Source organism: Rossellomorea vietnamensis, from assembly GCF_025398035.1.
Taxonomy (GTDB): domain Bacteria; phylum Bacillota; class Bacilli; order Bacillales; family Bacillaceae_B; genus Rossellomorea; species Rossellomorea vietnamensis_B.
Genome location: NZ_CP104558.1, coordinates 280,737 through 293,785, shown reverse-complemented (window position 1 = coordinate 293,785; position 13,049 = coordinate 280,737). Strand labels below are relative to the sequence as shown.

Here is a 13,049-nt window from a genome sequence, read left to right as displayed (position 1 = left end):
CAATTTTTCCCCGGACAGTTCCCCCATCGGGATCCAGCAGGGAATATAGTGCACCCTATCCCTGGTGAAATCGTATTCTTCACCTTTTCCCGAGCCAAATAAGCCATTATATTTTCCCACAAAATAATAGGAATGTGTATTATTCTGCTTGAAGGTCAACGAGATTTTCAGTTCCGAGATGTCAGCTCAGTTCTTTTTTCCTGGAGAGGGTGGGAGTGAGGATGAGAATCGTCAGGCAAATGGCCAGGGTCAGGTAGATTGTTCCTGATAGATTTTCTGTCCATCGGTCCTGTAGGATCAATTCGTTTACATAGCTGGTCAACTGCCCCGGCGACCATTTTAATGTTTTTGTCATATATCCTGAGAAGAAGGTGATCAGCATGGTCGATGCGATTGTATAAAAAGCAGCAAGACCCGGCGTTTGTACAAGGCTGCTGAAGAAAATCACCAATGTCATGATAAAGGTCAGCCACAGGCCGTAAACCAGGAAACCCTCTAAGAATGTGTGTAAGTCGATTCCATCGAATAACAGGTGGATATAATACAATCCCGATAGCATCCCAAGGCTGTATGACACCCAAACCAAAACGAATGCAGCCGACCATTTGGAGTAAATATACGAACTGTATGGAACAGGTTTCACAAGTACCAATATTGCGTTACCGCTTTTCCTTTCCCCTGCCACCGTCCCCATGAACCCCAATACGATGACCAGGACACCCACGGTGCTGAATTGATTCATGATGGACAGCAGTACTTCACCCGATGAAGGGGTCGGTATGGATATGACCGTCCCGTCCGGCAAGTCCCCGACTGATTGTAATATTTCGGGCATATAATAGGCCGTCAAGGGTTCCGTCAAACCAAAAAGAATGAAAACGATTGGCATCCAGATCATTTTATAATTACGGATGAGCTCGAGCATTTCTTTTCTGAATAATACCCAACCGATTTTCATTTTTTTATCACCTCCATGAAGACCTCTTCCAGGCTTACTTCACTGCTTTCAAATTTGGTCACACCCCATTCATACTCAGTGATCAGTGAAAAAATCCTGGCTCTGTCCCGGTCCAGATCAGCCACCTCAAAGGAAAGCCGCTTCCCGTCTGACACCATATTATGAATCCACTCTTTTCCCTTTAAGATTGGAGTATATTTATGGCTATCCTCATTGAAATGCAAGGTCAATCTTAATTTATGGTGCCTTGCCTTCACTTCCTGGATCGCCCCCTGCTCAATCAGTACGCCCTCATGAAGAAAAAGGACATCTTCACATATCTGTTCTGCATCATTTAAGATGTGGGTCGAGAACAGAATGGTCGTTTCCTTCTTTAACGTCTTTAATAAATCAAGAACTTCCCTTCTTCCAAATGGATCTAGGGCGGATACAGGCTCATCAAGGATGATGAGCTTAGGTTTATGAATGAGAGCCTGAGCGATCCCAAGCCTTTGTTTCATTCCGCCCGAGTACTGACCCACCTTCCGATTCTTCCCTTCTTCCAAACCGACTAAAGCGATCAGTTCTTCTGTCCTTCTCTCTGCATTCTCCTTCTTCATTCCTGAAATTTCACCGGAGAAGATCAGGAACTCCTTTCCGGTCATCCACTCAAAAAAGGCGGGATATTGCGGCAGATATCCGATCATTTCACGGATATCATCAGGGGAATCAGGAGCCATGATCTTCCCTGCTGTAGGTTTAATTAATCCTGCCAGCATATTTAGCGTTGTCGTTTTGCCGGCACCATTCGGCCCGAGCAAAGCAGTACAAGCCCCACCTTTCAACTGAAAGGAAATATCCTTCACTGCAAGCTTTTCCTTATACCTCTTTTCTAAAGACGATACTTCCAAGACATTCATCCATTCCGTCTCCTTCCGAAGATGAAGTAGATGACCGGTCCGAGAATATTAATGAAAATGATGATTAATATCCAAAGCCATTTCGGGCCGTTTGTGGATTTTATTCGGATTACATCAAAGATTGCCACCACCATAAGAATGAGCTGAATAACGATAACAGGAGCGATAAGTCCCCAATTGATTGTTTGTAACGATTGTTGTAATTCGTTCATTTTTTCTTCCTCCCTTACCTTTTCCAACTATAAGACGGCAGAAAGAAGAAATCGTTCACTTTTCCATGAGAATTTTTTTCGTAAGTAAAAAAGACGTAAAAAAATCCGAACGATTATCGAAATTCTAAATCGTTCGGATATATCATTTAGTTGTTTACGTATAGTTGTTTACGTAAATACTGTTGCTTTTGGATGAAGTGAGTAGTGGTTGATTTCCGCTCCAGTTGCTCGCTTTCCGCGGGGCTGGCGGTGAGCCTCCTCGGGCTAAATGCACTGGCCCCATAATGTTGGACACTTAAATTTCTAAGCAGCTAATTCAGTACTTACTCGATAAGCTACCGGACTTTTTCGTTTTAACCTTGATTTGATTCTCAGGTGATTGTAGTAATACATGTATTCTTTCAGTTCTTCTTTAAAGTGCTCGATACTATCAAATTCCTTTAAGTAAAGGAACTCAGACTTCATTATCCCAAAAAAGTTCTCCATGACCGAGTTGTCGTAACAGTTTCCTTTACGAGACATACTTTGGGTGATGTTATGTTTTTTCAGTGTCCTTCGGTACTGAGCCATTTGATAATGCCACCCTTGATCTGAATGGATTAAGAGCTCATCGCCTTCATTTACATGTTTTAATCCTTTTTCTAACATCTTCTCGACCAAGTCAAATGTCGGCCTTGATTGGAGCGTATAGGTAATGATCTCTCCGTTAAATAGGTCTAGAATGGGGGACAGATAGAGCTTTTGACCGAACAGTTTGAACTCCGTTACGTCTGTCACCCATTTTTGATTAGGTTTATCGGCTCTAAAATTACGATTTAGGATGTTGGGAGCTACTTTTCCAACTTTCCCTTTGTAGGATTTATATTTTTTCATTCGCACAATGCATTTAAGGCCCAATTCTCTCATGATTCGAAGGACTTTCTTTTTATTTATATCGTGTCCTTTTGCTTGAAGAACGTCCGTAATGCGACGGTACCCAAGGCGTCCTAAGTGTTTATGGTAGATGAAATTGATCCTTCTTTTCCATTTGCGATCAGGATCTGGTTGGTCTAATTTTTTTGTGATGTGATAGTAAGTACTTTTAGGCAGCTTAGCTACTTTTATCATTTTAGTCACCGGGAATTCGTTCCTTAGTTCAAATACTACTTTCGCTTTGATTTCGTTGGTGATGGTTCTTCCTGAACTAAGGCTTTTAGCTTTTTTAAATACGCATTTTCCATACGAAGGTATTCCAGTTCTTTTTTCATATCTTCCATCGTTTGGTTAGAAGAGTTATCTTTGATCTTCTTATCTTTATGATTAGATGTCATTGTAGAAGGCCTCATTTCTAATGATCCGAAGGCATCTTCTCCAGCTCTTTCCCACTTTTTGACCCACCTACGAACCATACAGGGGTCTGGGATATGAAAAATGGCTGATGCCTCTCGAATGGAGCAATTCTTCTCCGTAATAAATTGAATTACCCTCAGTTTAAAGGCGGAAGGATAGTTTGTATAGGGAAAGGTAAAGGCTTGGTCCCCGTGGTGACGAACTAACATCACCCAATAGCGCAGAACAGATTGATCAACCCCCACTTGATTGGCAAGATCTCGATAACTAACGAGTTCATTAAGATAACGTTTAGCAGCTTTCAATTTAGATTCTTGAGTAAACTTGGCCATACGTGCTGGCACCTCCTATTGTTGGTTGGGGTGTCCAACAATAGGGGTGCAACTCAAAAGCCCTGTGGGGTCTCACCTGTCCAGCGTTTCCCGCAGGAGTCGAGCAACTTCCGCTCCAATCAACTTTCCAAGCGTAAGTGTTCCACTATAACCTTGTAGTGTACACTATTTTATCAACACTCATATTCTAGTAGTTGCAGTGTGGCAGTGATAGATTCCTGCTAATAATATCTTCTAAGACACAAACTTCTAAGAGGGACCGAACAAAGGAAAAAAATCTGTGTATGAATGACAGCCTCTGTGAAACGTGACTTTTATTATCTTTGCTAAAGCATATTCAGTGTATATAGCAGGTTCTAGCTATTGATTGGAGTGGAAGACGAAGACTCCTACGGGAAAAGCGGAATAGGTAAGACCCCGCAGGAGCGTCAGCGACGAGGAGGCTTGCCTTCCGCCCGAGGAAAGCGAAGTCTTGCACGGAAATCAATAGCGGTGTAACAAGTGATCCTAACTAATTTTTTGAGGATTCTTCTTTAGAGGAAATGAATTTAGATTGTCCCTGCCTCTGGTTAGTTATCTTGATATAAAGTATACAGTTTATCCACTTCTGCTTTGACGGTTTTGACGAGGGAAGGGGGAGAGAGCACTTCAGCCTGACTTCCAAATGTGAGGATCCAGTTTACGAGACCGGTGCTTACCCGTGCTTTGGTCGACAGAATAAAATGGTCCTCTCCGTGCCTTTGGATATGGACATCTTTCCCGAACTTATCCATCATCACATTGATGAGGTTGTTATGAAACTTAATCTTGATCCACTCTTCGTCTCCGGCAAACATTTGAAATGTTGACTGAACGTATTTGGATACATCGAAGCCTTCATATGGATAGGTTTCCGAAAGGACTTCAACATTACGCAATCGATCGACCCGATAGTGACGTATTTCGTCCGCTTCAAAATAGTACGCAATAAGATAATAAAAATCATTCGCCCAGGCAAGAGCATACGGTCTAACCTTATACAGCCGGCCCTCATGACTGAGGTTAAATTGTTTATTGACATCATACCGCCCATATTGAAAGGTGATTACCCTCCGTTCGGCAATCGCCTCATGGATATCATGGATGGTGCGGCGAATAAAAGGGGTTTCACTTTTGATGGAGGAATCGATTTGGATTTCATTATGTAACTTCTTCCCTTGTTGATGGCTTGTCAACTGCTTTATCTTCCCTGTCAGCTGCCTCGTTTCCTTCTTCGAAATGAATTTGGCAGATACCACTGCATCGATGAGCATCCGGAGTTCGTATAACTCAAACAAACGATATTGGTGGCTGTAATATTTAGGAAGACCATCCTTTTCCTGATTGATGGTCACATCGAACCCATGCAGGATGAGATGATCCAGATCATCCTTTAAGGAATTCTTGTTAAGTTTCAATTCCTGTCCATATGCCTGTTTAAAGCGAAGAATGATGTCATCCAGGTTCAGCTCATGATCCTCGTCCGTTTCGTCTTTTAAAATACTCATTAGCTTCAGCAGTCTTACTTTATTATCAATCCTCGTCATAGGGATGCATTCTCCTTTATAGAGATGATAGTTTTATAAAATTATAAAGTTAATGAACGTTTTGTCAACATTTTCTTCCACACTCTCTTTCCAGGAAAGAAAAAGAACCCATGAGGCTCATGAGTTCTTTCATTGTTTATTTCAATAATCGAAAGACTGTCGGGATTTTGTAATAGTCACCTTCATATGCCTTTACCGCACCCAGGATGGTGAAAATCAGCGCCATCAGCCCTACGATGGGAGCTAACACAAATCCGATCAATACCACCATGAGAATGCTGCTTACAAATCCGTAAACGGCATACGAAATGAGAAAGTTCAAGTATTCTTTCCCATGGAAGTCCACGAACTCCGATTCGTCCTTTTTAATGAGCCAAATGATTAATGGCCCGATGAATACGGTAAAAAAGCTTGATATATAGATAAGAGCTGCCATCATTCTTTCATCTTTTGTCGGCATGCCAATTCCTCCTTGTATAAACACTTTTAGCAGATCACCCTCCTCTATATTTACGTCCTTACTTCCACAAAGTTTCACCTATTTTAAGATTTTCTTTATGTGTTCTTTTTTGTTTCTTCATGACAACCCTCATGAAATGGGACGAATCGGAATATATGTTTAGAAGAGGAGTTTGTCCTTAGAGTTCTTGAAGAAAGGCAGTGGTGAATGTGAACAAAATCGAGGCCTTTATCCTCGGCGTTATACAAGGGTTAACAGAGTTTCTTCCCATCTCAAGCACCGGGCATCTTTATCTCGGGAGGCTTGCTTTCGGACTGGAAGAAGCCGGGCTATTCCTGGATACGATGCTTCATATCGGTACCTTGATTGCCGTCCTGGTCGTTTATCAGAAGGAACTTTTATACATGTTGAAGCACCCATTCAGTAAATTATCCTGGATTCTCATCATCGGGACCATCCCTGCAGTAATTATCGGATTTATGTTCGAAGACTATTTTGACGCCATATCAAAGACAGGGTCTACCATCGGTTGGGAGTTTCTTGTGACAGGGTGCATTATGTATGTCGCTGACGGAGTGAAGAACGGCTACAAAAAGCTGGATGACCTTTCTTATACAGATGCTTTGGTGATTGGCAGCTTCCAAGCGGCAGCCATATTCCCCGCCCTTTCAAGGTCCGGTTTGACGATAGCAGCAGGATTATTCAGGAAATTGGACAGAGAGACTGCAGCCTATTTCTCCTTTCTCCTTTCTACCCCCGCCATTCTGGGAGGTATCGTGCTACAGGGAAAAGCAATGATCGGTGGCCAAGTAGAATCGATCCCCTTTTCAAGTTTAGCCATCGGAACAGTCAGCGCTGCAGTCTTCGGCTATTTCGCCATAATGACCATGGTGAATTTCTTGAAGAAGCATTCTTTGAAAATATTCTCCTATTATGTTTGGGCATTAGGTCTCTTGATTCTCATTCTTCAATACTCAGGATTCATGTAGGAGGAAACATATGAACCATGAATGGATTTTACACATCCTTACATTCTTAACCGATTTGGGATATGCGGGAATCTCACTTGCACTCATGATAGAAGTCATCCCCAGCGAGCTTGTCCTGAGCTATGCAGGCTTCATGGTAACCGCCGGCAAACTCACGTTTATCGGGGCCTTCATCAGCGGGGTCGTCGGTGGGACCGTGGCTCAGTTATTTCTTTATTGGCTGGGGTACTATGGAGGCCGACCGTTTTTTGAAAAATACGGAAAATATCTGTTTATTCATTCAAAGCATATTCTTGCTGCAGAGAAGTGGTTTGAGAAGCACGGGACGATCGTCATTTTCACTGCACGCTTCATACCGATCGTCCGGCATGCCATCAGTATACCCGCCGGCATTAGCCGCATGCCCTTCTCTACATTCACTTTGTACACTTTTGCAGCCATGCTGCCCTGGACATTGTTGTTCATGATCATCGGGATGGAACTCGGTACACACTGGGAGCATATTGAAGTCATCGGGACGCGCTATATTAAACCCCTCAGTTTAATAGCTGTCATTTCAACCCTTTTTTATCTAATTTATTCATATAGAAGAAATAAAAGGATGGATTAACTTCTTTTTTCACGCAAAATTGTTTAAAATAATAAGGAAACAAGCCTCATGAAAGGAAAAACGATGAACTCCATACTTTTAAGAAATGTAACCATTTATCCCATTACATCCAAGCCTATTCATAATGGAGCTTTACTCATAAAAGACGGAAAAATCAAACAAATATTCCCCCATGACGTGGAGGGATTCCACCACGCTTCCGTGTACGATTGTCAGGGGAAATTCCTTTTTCCCGGATTCATTGATTGCCACACTCATCTGGGACTCTATGATGAAGGTACAGGCTGGGCGGGTAACGACGCCAATGAAACGATCGAACCGATGACCCCTCATATCAGGGCCTTCGACGGGGTATACCCATTGGACCCCGGCTTTAAAGACGCCCTTACATACGGCGTCACCACCGTGAATGTCATGCCCGGAAGCGCGAATGTGATCGGGGGTACCACAGCGGTGATCAAAACACATGGCTCTAACATCAGATCCATGCTAATCAAAGAAACCTCCGGATTGAAGATCGCTTTAGGGGAAAATCCGAAACGAATCCATAGCAATGGAAACAATGATTCCATTACAAGGATGGGGATCATGGGGATGCTCAGGGAAGCCTTTTTCTCTGCTAAATATTGTGATCAGCCAGAGGAACTGAGAGTCGCTCCTCTCGTTTCCGCTTTAAAGCGGGAAATCCCTGTTCGGATCCACGCTCACAGGGCGGATGATATTTTATCCGCAGTGCGTTTCGCTGAAGAATTCAACCTTGACCTCCGGATAGAACATTGCACGGAGGGCCACCTCATAGCGGATGAGCTGAAAGGAAAAAACTTAAAGGTTTCTGTCGGTCCGACGTTCACAAGACGCTCAAAGGTAGAGCTTAAAAACAAGAGCTGGATCACCTATCAGAAATTGACGGAAGCCGGTGTCGAAGTGTCGGTTACGACCGATCACCCTTACACACCCATCCAGTATCTGAACATGTGTGCGGCGATTGCCGTGCGTGAAGGATTGGAGGAACAGAAGGCATTGGAAGGAATCACCATCGCCCCTGCCAGAAACCTTGGTGTATCTGACCGGGTCGGCAGTATTGAAGTAAATAAAGATGCCGATCTGGTCCTTTGGAGCCACCACCCATTTCACTTTATGGCAAAGCCTATGTTGACTTTCGTCAACGGGGAAATCGCTTATCAAAACGTGTAGAAATTTGTTAAAAATTTTCTTCAAAAATCAGCATTTTACCTATTTCCTTTTTGAGATATTTCGTATATGATACAGATGGATAATTTATTTCCGATTACAAAGCGATCTATTCATATATTTTAGCGACTGTAATGAAGGGAAGGCAAAAGGTGCGCCACCAGTTTCTTGACTGGTCTTAGTGGGTTCGATTCCCACCCCGAAATTTTTTAGTTACCATTTAAAAATTTCGAGGGTGGGATCGTACGCGAGTAGACTGCCCTCAAGGAGGGTCTACTATGATCAAGAAACGTGATTTACATGAGTGTCATGAACTTTATGACCTGATGGTGCACCCGGATGTCTTCCCTTTTGTGCGTCAAAAGGCGTATTCCTATGAGGAGCTTCTTTTCCTGACCAAACAAACCATTGAAGCAGAAGAGCGGGGAGAACTTATTTCCCGCACGATTTTGGACGAGTGGGGCAACCCTATCGGAACGATTAATTTATTCGACATCCAGGAAAATGCAGGATTCCTTGGTACGTGGCTCGGTAAGCCGTTTCATGGCAAAGGGTATAACCAGCCTGCGAAGGATGCATTCTTTTCCGAGTTATTTTTTGAGCTGGGAATGGAAACCATCTTTATGAGAATCAGAAAGGTGAATACGCGTTCACAAAAAGCCGCAGAAAAGCTGCCTTATGTCGTAAAGGCAAATGAATCAAGGAAATCTCTCTATGATCAATTAAATGCTCAAGAAGACGTGTATGATCTGTATGAGATCCCGAAAGATTTGTACACACTCTATTTATATCAGCTTCAGCAGTCGCCCGAAGAAGAGCAGGCGCTTGAAGCTTAGAACAGAAAAAGGTTATCACAAAGGTATTTACCCTTTGTGATAACCTTTTTGTTAGGCTGGATTAAAAAGAGGCGTGAATCATAAAAAATACGGTAAAGGTGATGGCAAGTTTTAAATGCCACGCCCGGTCCTTTCTCTTGAAGCGCTTAAATCCCATGGTTACAAGGAAGAAGAGCGCGATACTCGAAAGGATCCCTGTAATATTGGTGAAGTTCCAGTGGAAATCTCTGATGATGGCCAGAATTCCGTGTAACACTACACCTGCCGTTGCCAATAGTGCTAATGGAACGTGCCATTTCCTCAACAGCTTTCCTACAAATTGGACAATGCGTTTTATTTCTATATCCTTCCACTTTACCCCTTTCAACCCTTTCCATTTCATTAACAGGAATATCGGAAAGATACTGAGGACGACAAAGTAAATAATTCTTGCTGCGGATCCGAACTGTTTGAGAAAATCCTTGTAGGATTCCTCATTCATTCCCATAAGGACTTCCCTGTAAGCAAAAATGAGGAGAATTCCTGCAGCCGTTAAGCAACTGCTTAATGCCAAATAGAAGATGACATTTTTTCGTTCCTTGGGATTCGGGATGAATTTCGATAAAAATGATGGATGGCTGATTTTGGGTTTGGGTTCCATTTACGTTCTCCTATTATCATTAAGAATTATACGTTTACTATAACCCTCAAACATGAAAATTAAATGAAAATCCCATGAAAAATTCAAAATCCCCCTCCATAATTCCACTAAATAAAACGGAGCTGAATGAATTGATGCTTTAGTTTACATTCTAAGATCAGCACCGATACACTCAGCTCCTATTTTATTTTTGTTTAGCTATTTTTTCAAAATACAGGTTTCTAACCACGAATGTTTTATAATTCTCCAATTTCCTTTTTTCTAACGGATGATGATTGATTCCCATCTTTTTAAGCTCTTGAAGGTACCATCCTTTTGAATATTGATATGCCATTCCACTTCTCCCCTTCAACCATTTGTATACTATATGCATGAGGGGGAGTACAATGACTCTTTATCGGGACATGGAGGAAAGTACCTCATACATATCCTGGATAGTGTAGGCTTTTTCACCTTTTTCCATATTGCGGATCATGATGTCACGATTGGACTTAAGCTCATTGACACGGTCCAAGAAGCTCTTTTCGTTCAGTTCTTCTTCTTCCAGCTTTATTGCATAACCGTGTTTCACGAAACTGTTGGCATTTAGGATTTGATCTCCCCGGCTCGCTTCCCTGGAGAGGGGGATCAATAACATCGGTTTCTTTAAAGCCAGGAATTCAAAGATTGAATTCGAACCGGCACGGGAGATCACGAAATCCGTCATCGCCAGGTAATGAGGCAGTTCACCCTTGATGAATTCGTATTGACGATACCCTTTTTGTACGAGGCTTTCATCTACATTGCCTTTCCCGCAAATATGAATGATCTGAAAGGCCGTCAGCAGCTCCTCCAGATTCCCTCTTACCGCTTCGTTAATTTTTCTTGCACCAAGACTTCCTCCCATGATCATCAAAACGGGTTTATCCTCATAATAACCGGTTAATCTCTTCCCTTCACGGGTATCACCCGTGAATAATTCCTCGCGGATGATGGCTCCTGCGCATAAAGATTTTTCACTCGGAAGGGATTGAACCGTTTCCGGGAAGGTGGTGAAAATTTTAGTTGCGAATGGGACGGCTAATTTATTGGCAAGTCCCGGGGTCACATCGGACTCATGGATCGCTACAGGAACTTTCGCCATCTTTGCGGCCATCACGACCGGGACGGATACGAATCCCCCTTTGGAAAAGATGATGTCCGGCTTCGTTTTCCTGATGACGGATAATGCGTCAAACACGCCTTTCATCACTCGAAACGGATCTGAAAAGTTTTTCCAGGAAAAATATCTTCTCAGCTTGCCGCTGGAAATGCTCTTGTATGGGATATGGGGAAATTGTTCAGTGATGATTTCCTTTTCAATCCCATCTTCCGAACCTATATACGTGATGTCCCAACCTTCTTTTTCAAAGTGTGGAATCAATGCTGTATTAACCGTGACGTGGCCCGCCGATCCTCCGCCCGTAAATAATATTCGTTTCTTCATATGTATAAACTCCTAACTCAGATTCTAATTTCCTTCTCTCTAACCATTATACACTTTACCAAAAATAGAAGCGGGATAGAACCACGAAAATTTGACAAAAAGAAAAGAGACCCTTTTGGTGGCTAACCCCAAAAGTTAGAGTTTTGTTATGCAGCTGATTGGATGGACTGAGTTCGGTATTCGACTGGACTAAGTCCATCCAATTTTTCTTTTGAACGTTCATGATTGTACCAGTGGATATATTCTTCAATCCGGCTTCTCAAATCCTCAAAGGTAACTAATTTTTCTCCATAATACATTTCCTGCTTCAAAACACCAAAAAAGTTTTCCATTACAGCGTTGTCTGCGCATGTAGCTTTCCGTGACATGCTTTGGAATACATTATTCTTCTTTAATGTCTTCACCCATTGATTGTGCTGGTAATGCCAGCCTTGATCAGAATGGATGGTGGTTCGATAGATTGCGTGATCTCTTATTATTTCTATCGTTTCATGTAAAGGTTCCGTGACTAGATCTAACGTGGGACGTTTCCTGATTCCGTACGCGATGATTTCTCCGTTATAGAGGTCAAGAATGGGATTTAAATATAACTTCTCTTCGTTTAGACATTTAAATTCTGTAATGTCAGTTACTAATTTTTGTAGAGGGACATGCGTGTTAAACCGGCGTGATAATCGGTTCTTTGCCACCTTTCCAACGTTCCCCTTATACGAATTGTATTTACGGGATTTCCGCATGAATTTTACACATTTCAATCCGATGTCTCGCATAATACGATATACTTTTTTATGATTGATATGATGACCTAATTTCTTTAATTCCTTCGTAATCCGTTTATACCCATAACGTTCATGAAATTTTTTAAATAGGGAAGTAATGAGTTCTTTTAATTCTGCATTTGAATCCTCTTTGTCAAAACCCTTCACATGATAGTGGTAGGTTGCTTCGGGAATCCCCACTACTTGAAAAATATCTTTTAATCGGAATCCTTCTTCTTTAAGTTCGAATGCGAGCTTGGCTTGTGCTTTTCGCGGAAGGCATTCGGATTCTCCCGAAAAGCTCTCAACTTTTTTAGGTACGCATTTTCCAATCGCAGTAATTCATTCTCGCGTTCTAATTCCTCTTCGCGTGTTACCTTTTTCTCTTCCTTCTTCTCCGATTTATTAGGTTTCTTAGACATAGAAGGTCTCCCCTTTAATTTAGGTTTCAGGCCATCTACTCCTTGTTCATTAAATATTTTCGTCCAAGAATGAATTAATGAAGGATTGTTCAGCTTAAATTGTTCCGCAGTTTCCTGATAAGAAGCGCCTGTCTCTAACATAAATAGTATCGTATCTAATTTAAATTGAACAGAGTACGCTTTGTTTATTTCTCTTCGCTTTATACCTTCTATTCCTTGTGTTTTATAAGCTCTTACCCAATCTAGTAGTGGTGTCTTAGAAGGTAGGTTATATTTTTTCGCCAATGATTTATATCCAAGATGGCCATCCAGATACTCGGTGACAAGTTTTAGTTTAAATTCTTCACTATATTTAGCCATAAAAACACCCCCAAAAGTTAGTT

15 protein-coding genes are annotated in these 13,049 nt (G+C 42.0%); 4 read left to right on the top strand and 11 right to left on the bottom strand.

The genetic code is table 11. The features are described from left to right. Positions 1-181: 181 nt before the first annotated feature. The 6 genes from N5C46_RS01615 to N5C46_RS01590 all read right to left on the bottom strand — a co-directional run bounded on the left by N5C46_RS01615 (position 182) and on the right by N5C46_RS01590 (position 5,755). Positions 182-958: an ABC transporter permease gene (locus tag N5C46_RS01615; protein WP_261750638.1), complete on the bottom strand. Its 777-nt coding sequence runs from the start codon at positions 956-958 to the stop codon at positions 182-184. Then, on the bottom strand, positions 955-1,857 hold the full coding sequence (locus tag N5C46_RS01610) for an ABC transporter ATP-binding protein (protein ID WP_261750637.1): 903 nt from the start codon (positions 1,855-1,857) through the stop codon (positions 955-957). The genes N5C46_RS01615 and N5C46_RS01610 overlap by 4 nt, the downstream gene beginning before the upstream one ends. Beyond that, complete coding sequence (locus N5C46_RS01605; RefSeq protein ID WP_261750636.1) at positions 1,854-2,069, bottom strand: PLDc N-terminal domain-containing protein; 216 nt, start codon at positions 2,067-2,069, stop codon at positions 1,854-1,856. Before N5C46_RS01605 ends, N5C46_RS01610 begins: the two co-directional genes overlap by 4 nt. Positions 2,070-2,372: 303 nt before the next feature. Continuing rightward, positions 2,373-3,730 (bottom strand): IS3 family transposase gene (locus tag N5C46_RS01600; protein WP_261749909.1). Its coding sequence is split into 2 segments (ribosomal slippage): positions 2,373-3,259 and positions 3,259-3,730, totalling 1,359 coding nucleotides; the frame shifts between segments, so codons are not numbered across the junction. 569 nt (positions 3,731-4,299) lie between these two features. Further along, positions 4,300-5,295 (bottom strand): helix-turn-helix transcriptional regulator, encoded by a 996-nt coding sequence (locus tag N5C46_RS01595; RefSeq protein WP_261750635.1) that lies wholly within the window; start codon positions 5,293-5,295, stop codon positions 4,300-4,302. Positions 5,296-5,431: 136 nt separating this feature from the next. Beyond that, entirely contained in the window at positions 5,432-5,755 is a 324-nt protein-coding gene (locus tag N5C46_RS01590) for a DUF4870 domain-containing protein (RefSeq protein WP_261750634.1), read from the bottom strand. A gap of 209 nt (positions 5,756-5,964) precedes the next feature. Between N5C46_RS01590 and N5C46_RS01585 the strand changes: the two genes are divergently transcribed. The 4 genes from N5C46_RS01585 to N5C46_RS01570 all read left to right on the top strand — a co-directional run bounded on the left by N5C46_RS01585 (position 5,965) and on the right by N5C46_RS01570 (position 9,381). Continuing rightward, entirely contained in the window at positions 5,965-6,744 is a 780-nt protein-coding gene (locus N5C46_RS01585; protein ID WP_254653778.1) for an undecaprenyl-diphosphate phosphatase, read from the top strand. 10 nt (positions 6,745-6,754) lie between these two features. Further along, positions 6,755-7,354, top strand: coding sequence for an undecaprenyl phosphate transporter UptA (locus N5C46_RS01580; protein WP_261750633.1), 600 nt, complete (start codon positions 6,755-6,757; stop codon positions 7,352-7,354). 63 nt (positions 7,355-7,417) lie between these two features. Further along, positions 7,418-8,548 (top strand): amidohydrolase, encoded by a 1,131-nt coding sequence (locus N5C46_RS01575; RefSeq protein ID WP_229592907.1) that lies wholly within the window; start codon positions 7,418-7,420, stop codon positions 8,546-8,548. Positions 8,549-8,823: 275 nt separating this feature from the next. Then, a complete protein-coding gene (locus tag N5C46_RS01570; RefSeq protein WP_261750632.1) occupies positions 8,824-9,381 on the top strand; it encodes a GNAT family N-acetyltransferase in 558 nt (185 codons plus the stop codon). A 61-nt stretch (positions 9,382-9,442) separates the two neighbouring features. Here N5C46_RS01570 and N5C46_RS01565 read toward each other — a convergent pair whose 3' ends face one another. The 5 genes from N5C46_RS01565 to N5C46_RS01545 all read right to left on the bottom strand — a co-directional run bounded on the left by N5C46_RS01565 (position 9,443) and on the right by N5C46_RS01545 (position 13,026). Next, positions 9,443-10,021 (bottom strand): hypothetical protein, encoded by a 579-nt coding sequence (locus N5C46_RS01565; protein ID WP_261750631.1) that lies wholly within the window; start codon positions 10,019-10,021, stop codon positions 9,443-9,445. A 184-nt stretch (positions 10,022-10,205) separates the two neighbouring features. Continuing rightward, positions 10,206-10,355: a YflJ family protein gene (locus N5C46_RS01560; RefSeq protein WP_079531931.1), complete on the bottom strand. Its 150-nt coding sequence runs from the start codon at positions 10,353-10,355 to the stop codon at positions 10,206-10,208. 60 nt (positions 10,356-10,415) lie between these two features. After that, on the bottom strand, positions 10,416-11,486 hold the full coding sequence (locus tag N5C46_RS01555) for an undecaprenyldiphospho-muramoylpentapeptide beta-N-acetylglucosaminyltransferase (RefSeq protein ID WP_261750630.1): 1,071 nt from the start codon (positions 11,484-11,486) through the stop codon (positions 10,416-10,418). Between the two features lie 146 nt (positions 11,487-11,632). Then, positions 11,633-12,457 (bottom strand): IS3 family transposase, encoded by an 825-nt coding sequence (locus N5C46_RS01550; protein WP_261752249.1) that lies wholly within the window; start codon positions 12,455-12,457, stop codon positions 11,633-11,635. 5 nt (positions 12,458-12,462) lie between these two features. Continuing rightward, positions 12,463-13,026, bottom strand: a complete 564-nt coding sequence (locus tag N5C46_RS01545; protein WP_261749724.1) for a transposase — start codon at positions 13,024-13,026, stop codon at positions 12,463-12,465. Between the last annotated feature and the right edge of the window lie 23 nt (positions 13,027-13,049).

What these genes read in the sequence shown, in the direction of transcription:
- N5C46_RS01555 (WP_261750630.1), bottom strand. Translation starts at nt 11,486, where the DNA reads ATGAAGAAACGAATATTATTTACGGGCGGAGGATCGGCGGGCCACGTC.
- N5C46_RS01590 (WP_261750634.1), bottom strand. Translation starts at nt 5,755, where the DNA reads ATGCCGACAAAAGATGAAAGAATGATGGCAGCTCTTATCTATATATCA.
- N5C46_RS01580 (WP_261750633.1), top strand. Translation starts at nt 6,755, where the DNA reads ATGAACCATGAATGGATTTTACACATCCTTACATTCTTAACCGATTTG.
- N5C46_RS01565 (WP_261750631.1), bottom strand. Translation starts at nt 10,021, where the DNA reads ATGGAACCCAAACCCAAAATCAGCCATCCATCATTTTTATCGAAATTC.
- N5C46_RS01605 (WP_261750636.1), bottom strand. Translation starts at nt 2,069, where the DNA reads ATGAACGAATTACAACAATCGTTACAAACAATCAATTGGGGACTTATC.
- N5C46_RS01615 (WP_261750638.1), bottom strand. Translation starts at nt 958, where the DNA reads ATGAAAATCGGTTGGGTATTATTCAGAAAAGAAATGCTCGAGCTCATC.
- N5C46_RS01570 (WP_261750632.1), top strand. Translation starts at nt 8,824, where the DNA reads ATGATCAAGAAACGTGATTTACATGAGTGTCATGAACTTTATGACCTG.
- N5C46_RS01610 (WP_261750637.1), bottom strand. Translation starts at nt 1,857, where the DNA reads ATGAATGTCTTGGAAGTATCGTCTTTAGAAAAGAGGTATAAGGAAAAG.
- N5C46_RS01575 (WP_229592907.1), top strand. Translation starts at nt 7,418, where the DNA reads ATGAACTCCATACTTTTAAGAAATGTAACCATTTATCCCATTACATCC.
- N5C46_RS01560 (WP_079531931.1), bottom strand. Translation starts at nt 10,355, where the DNA reads ATGGCATATCAATATTCAAAAGGATGGTACCTTCAAGAGCTTAAAAAG.
- N5C46_RS01595 (WP_261750635.1), bottom strand. Translation starts at nt 5,295, where the DNA reads ATGACGAGGATTGATAATAAAGTAAGACTGCTGAAGCTAATGAGTATT.
- N5C46_RS01545 (WP_261749724.1), bottom strand. Translation starts at nt 13,026, where the DNA reads ATGGCTAAATATAGTGAAGAATTTAAACTAAAACTTGTCACCGAGTAT.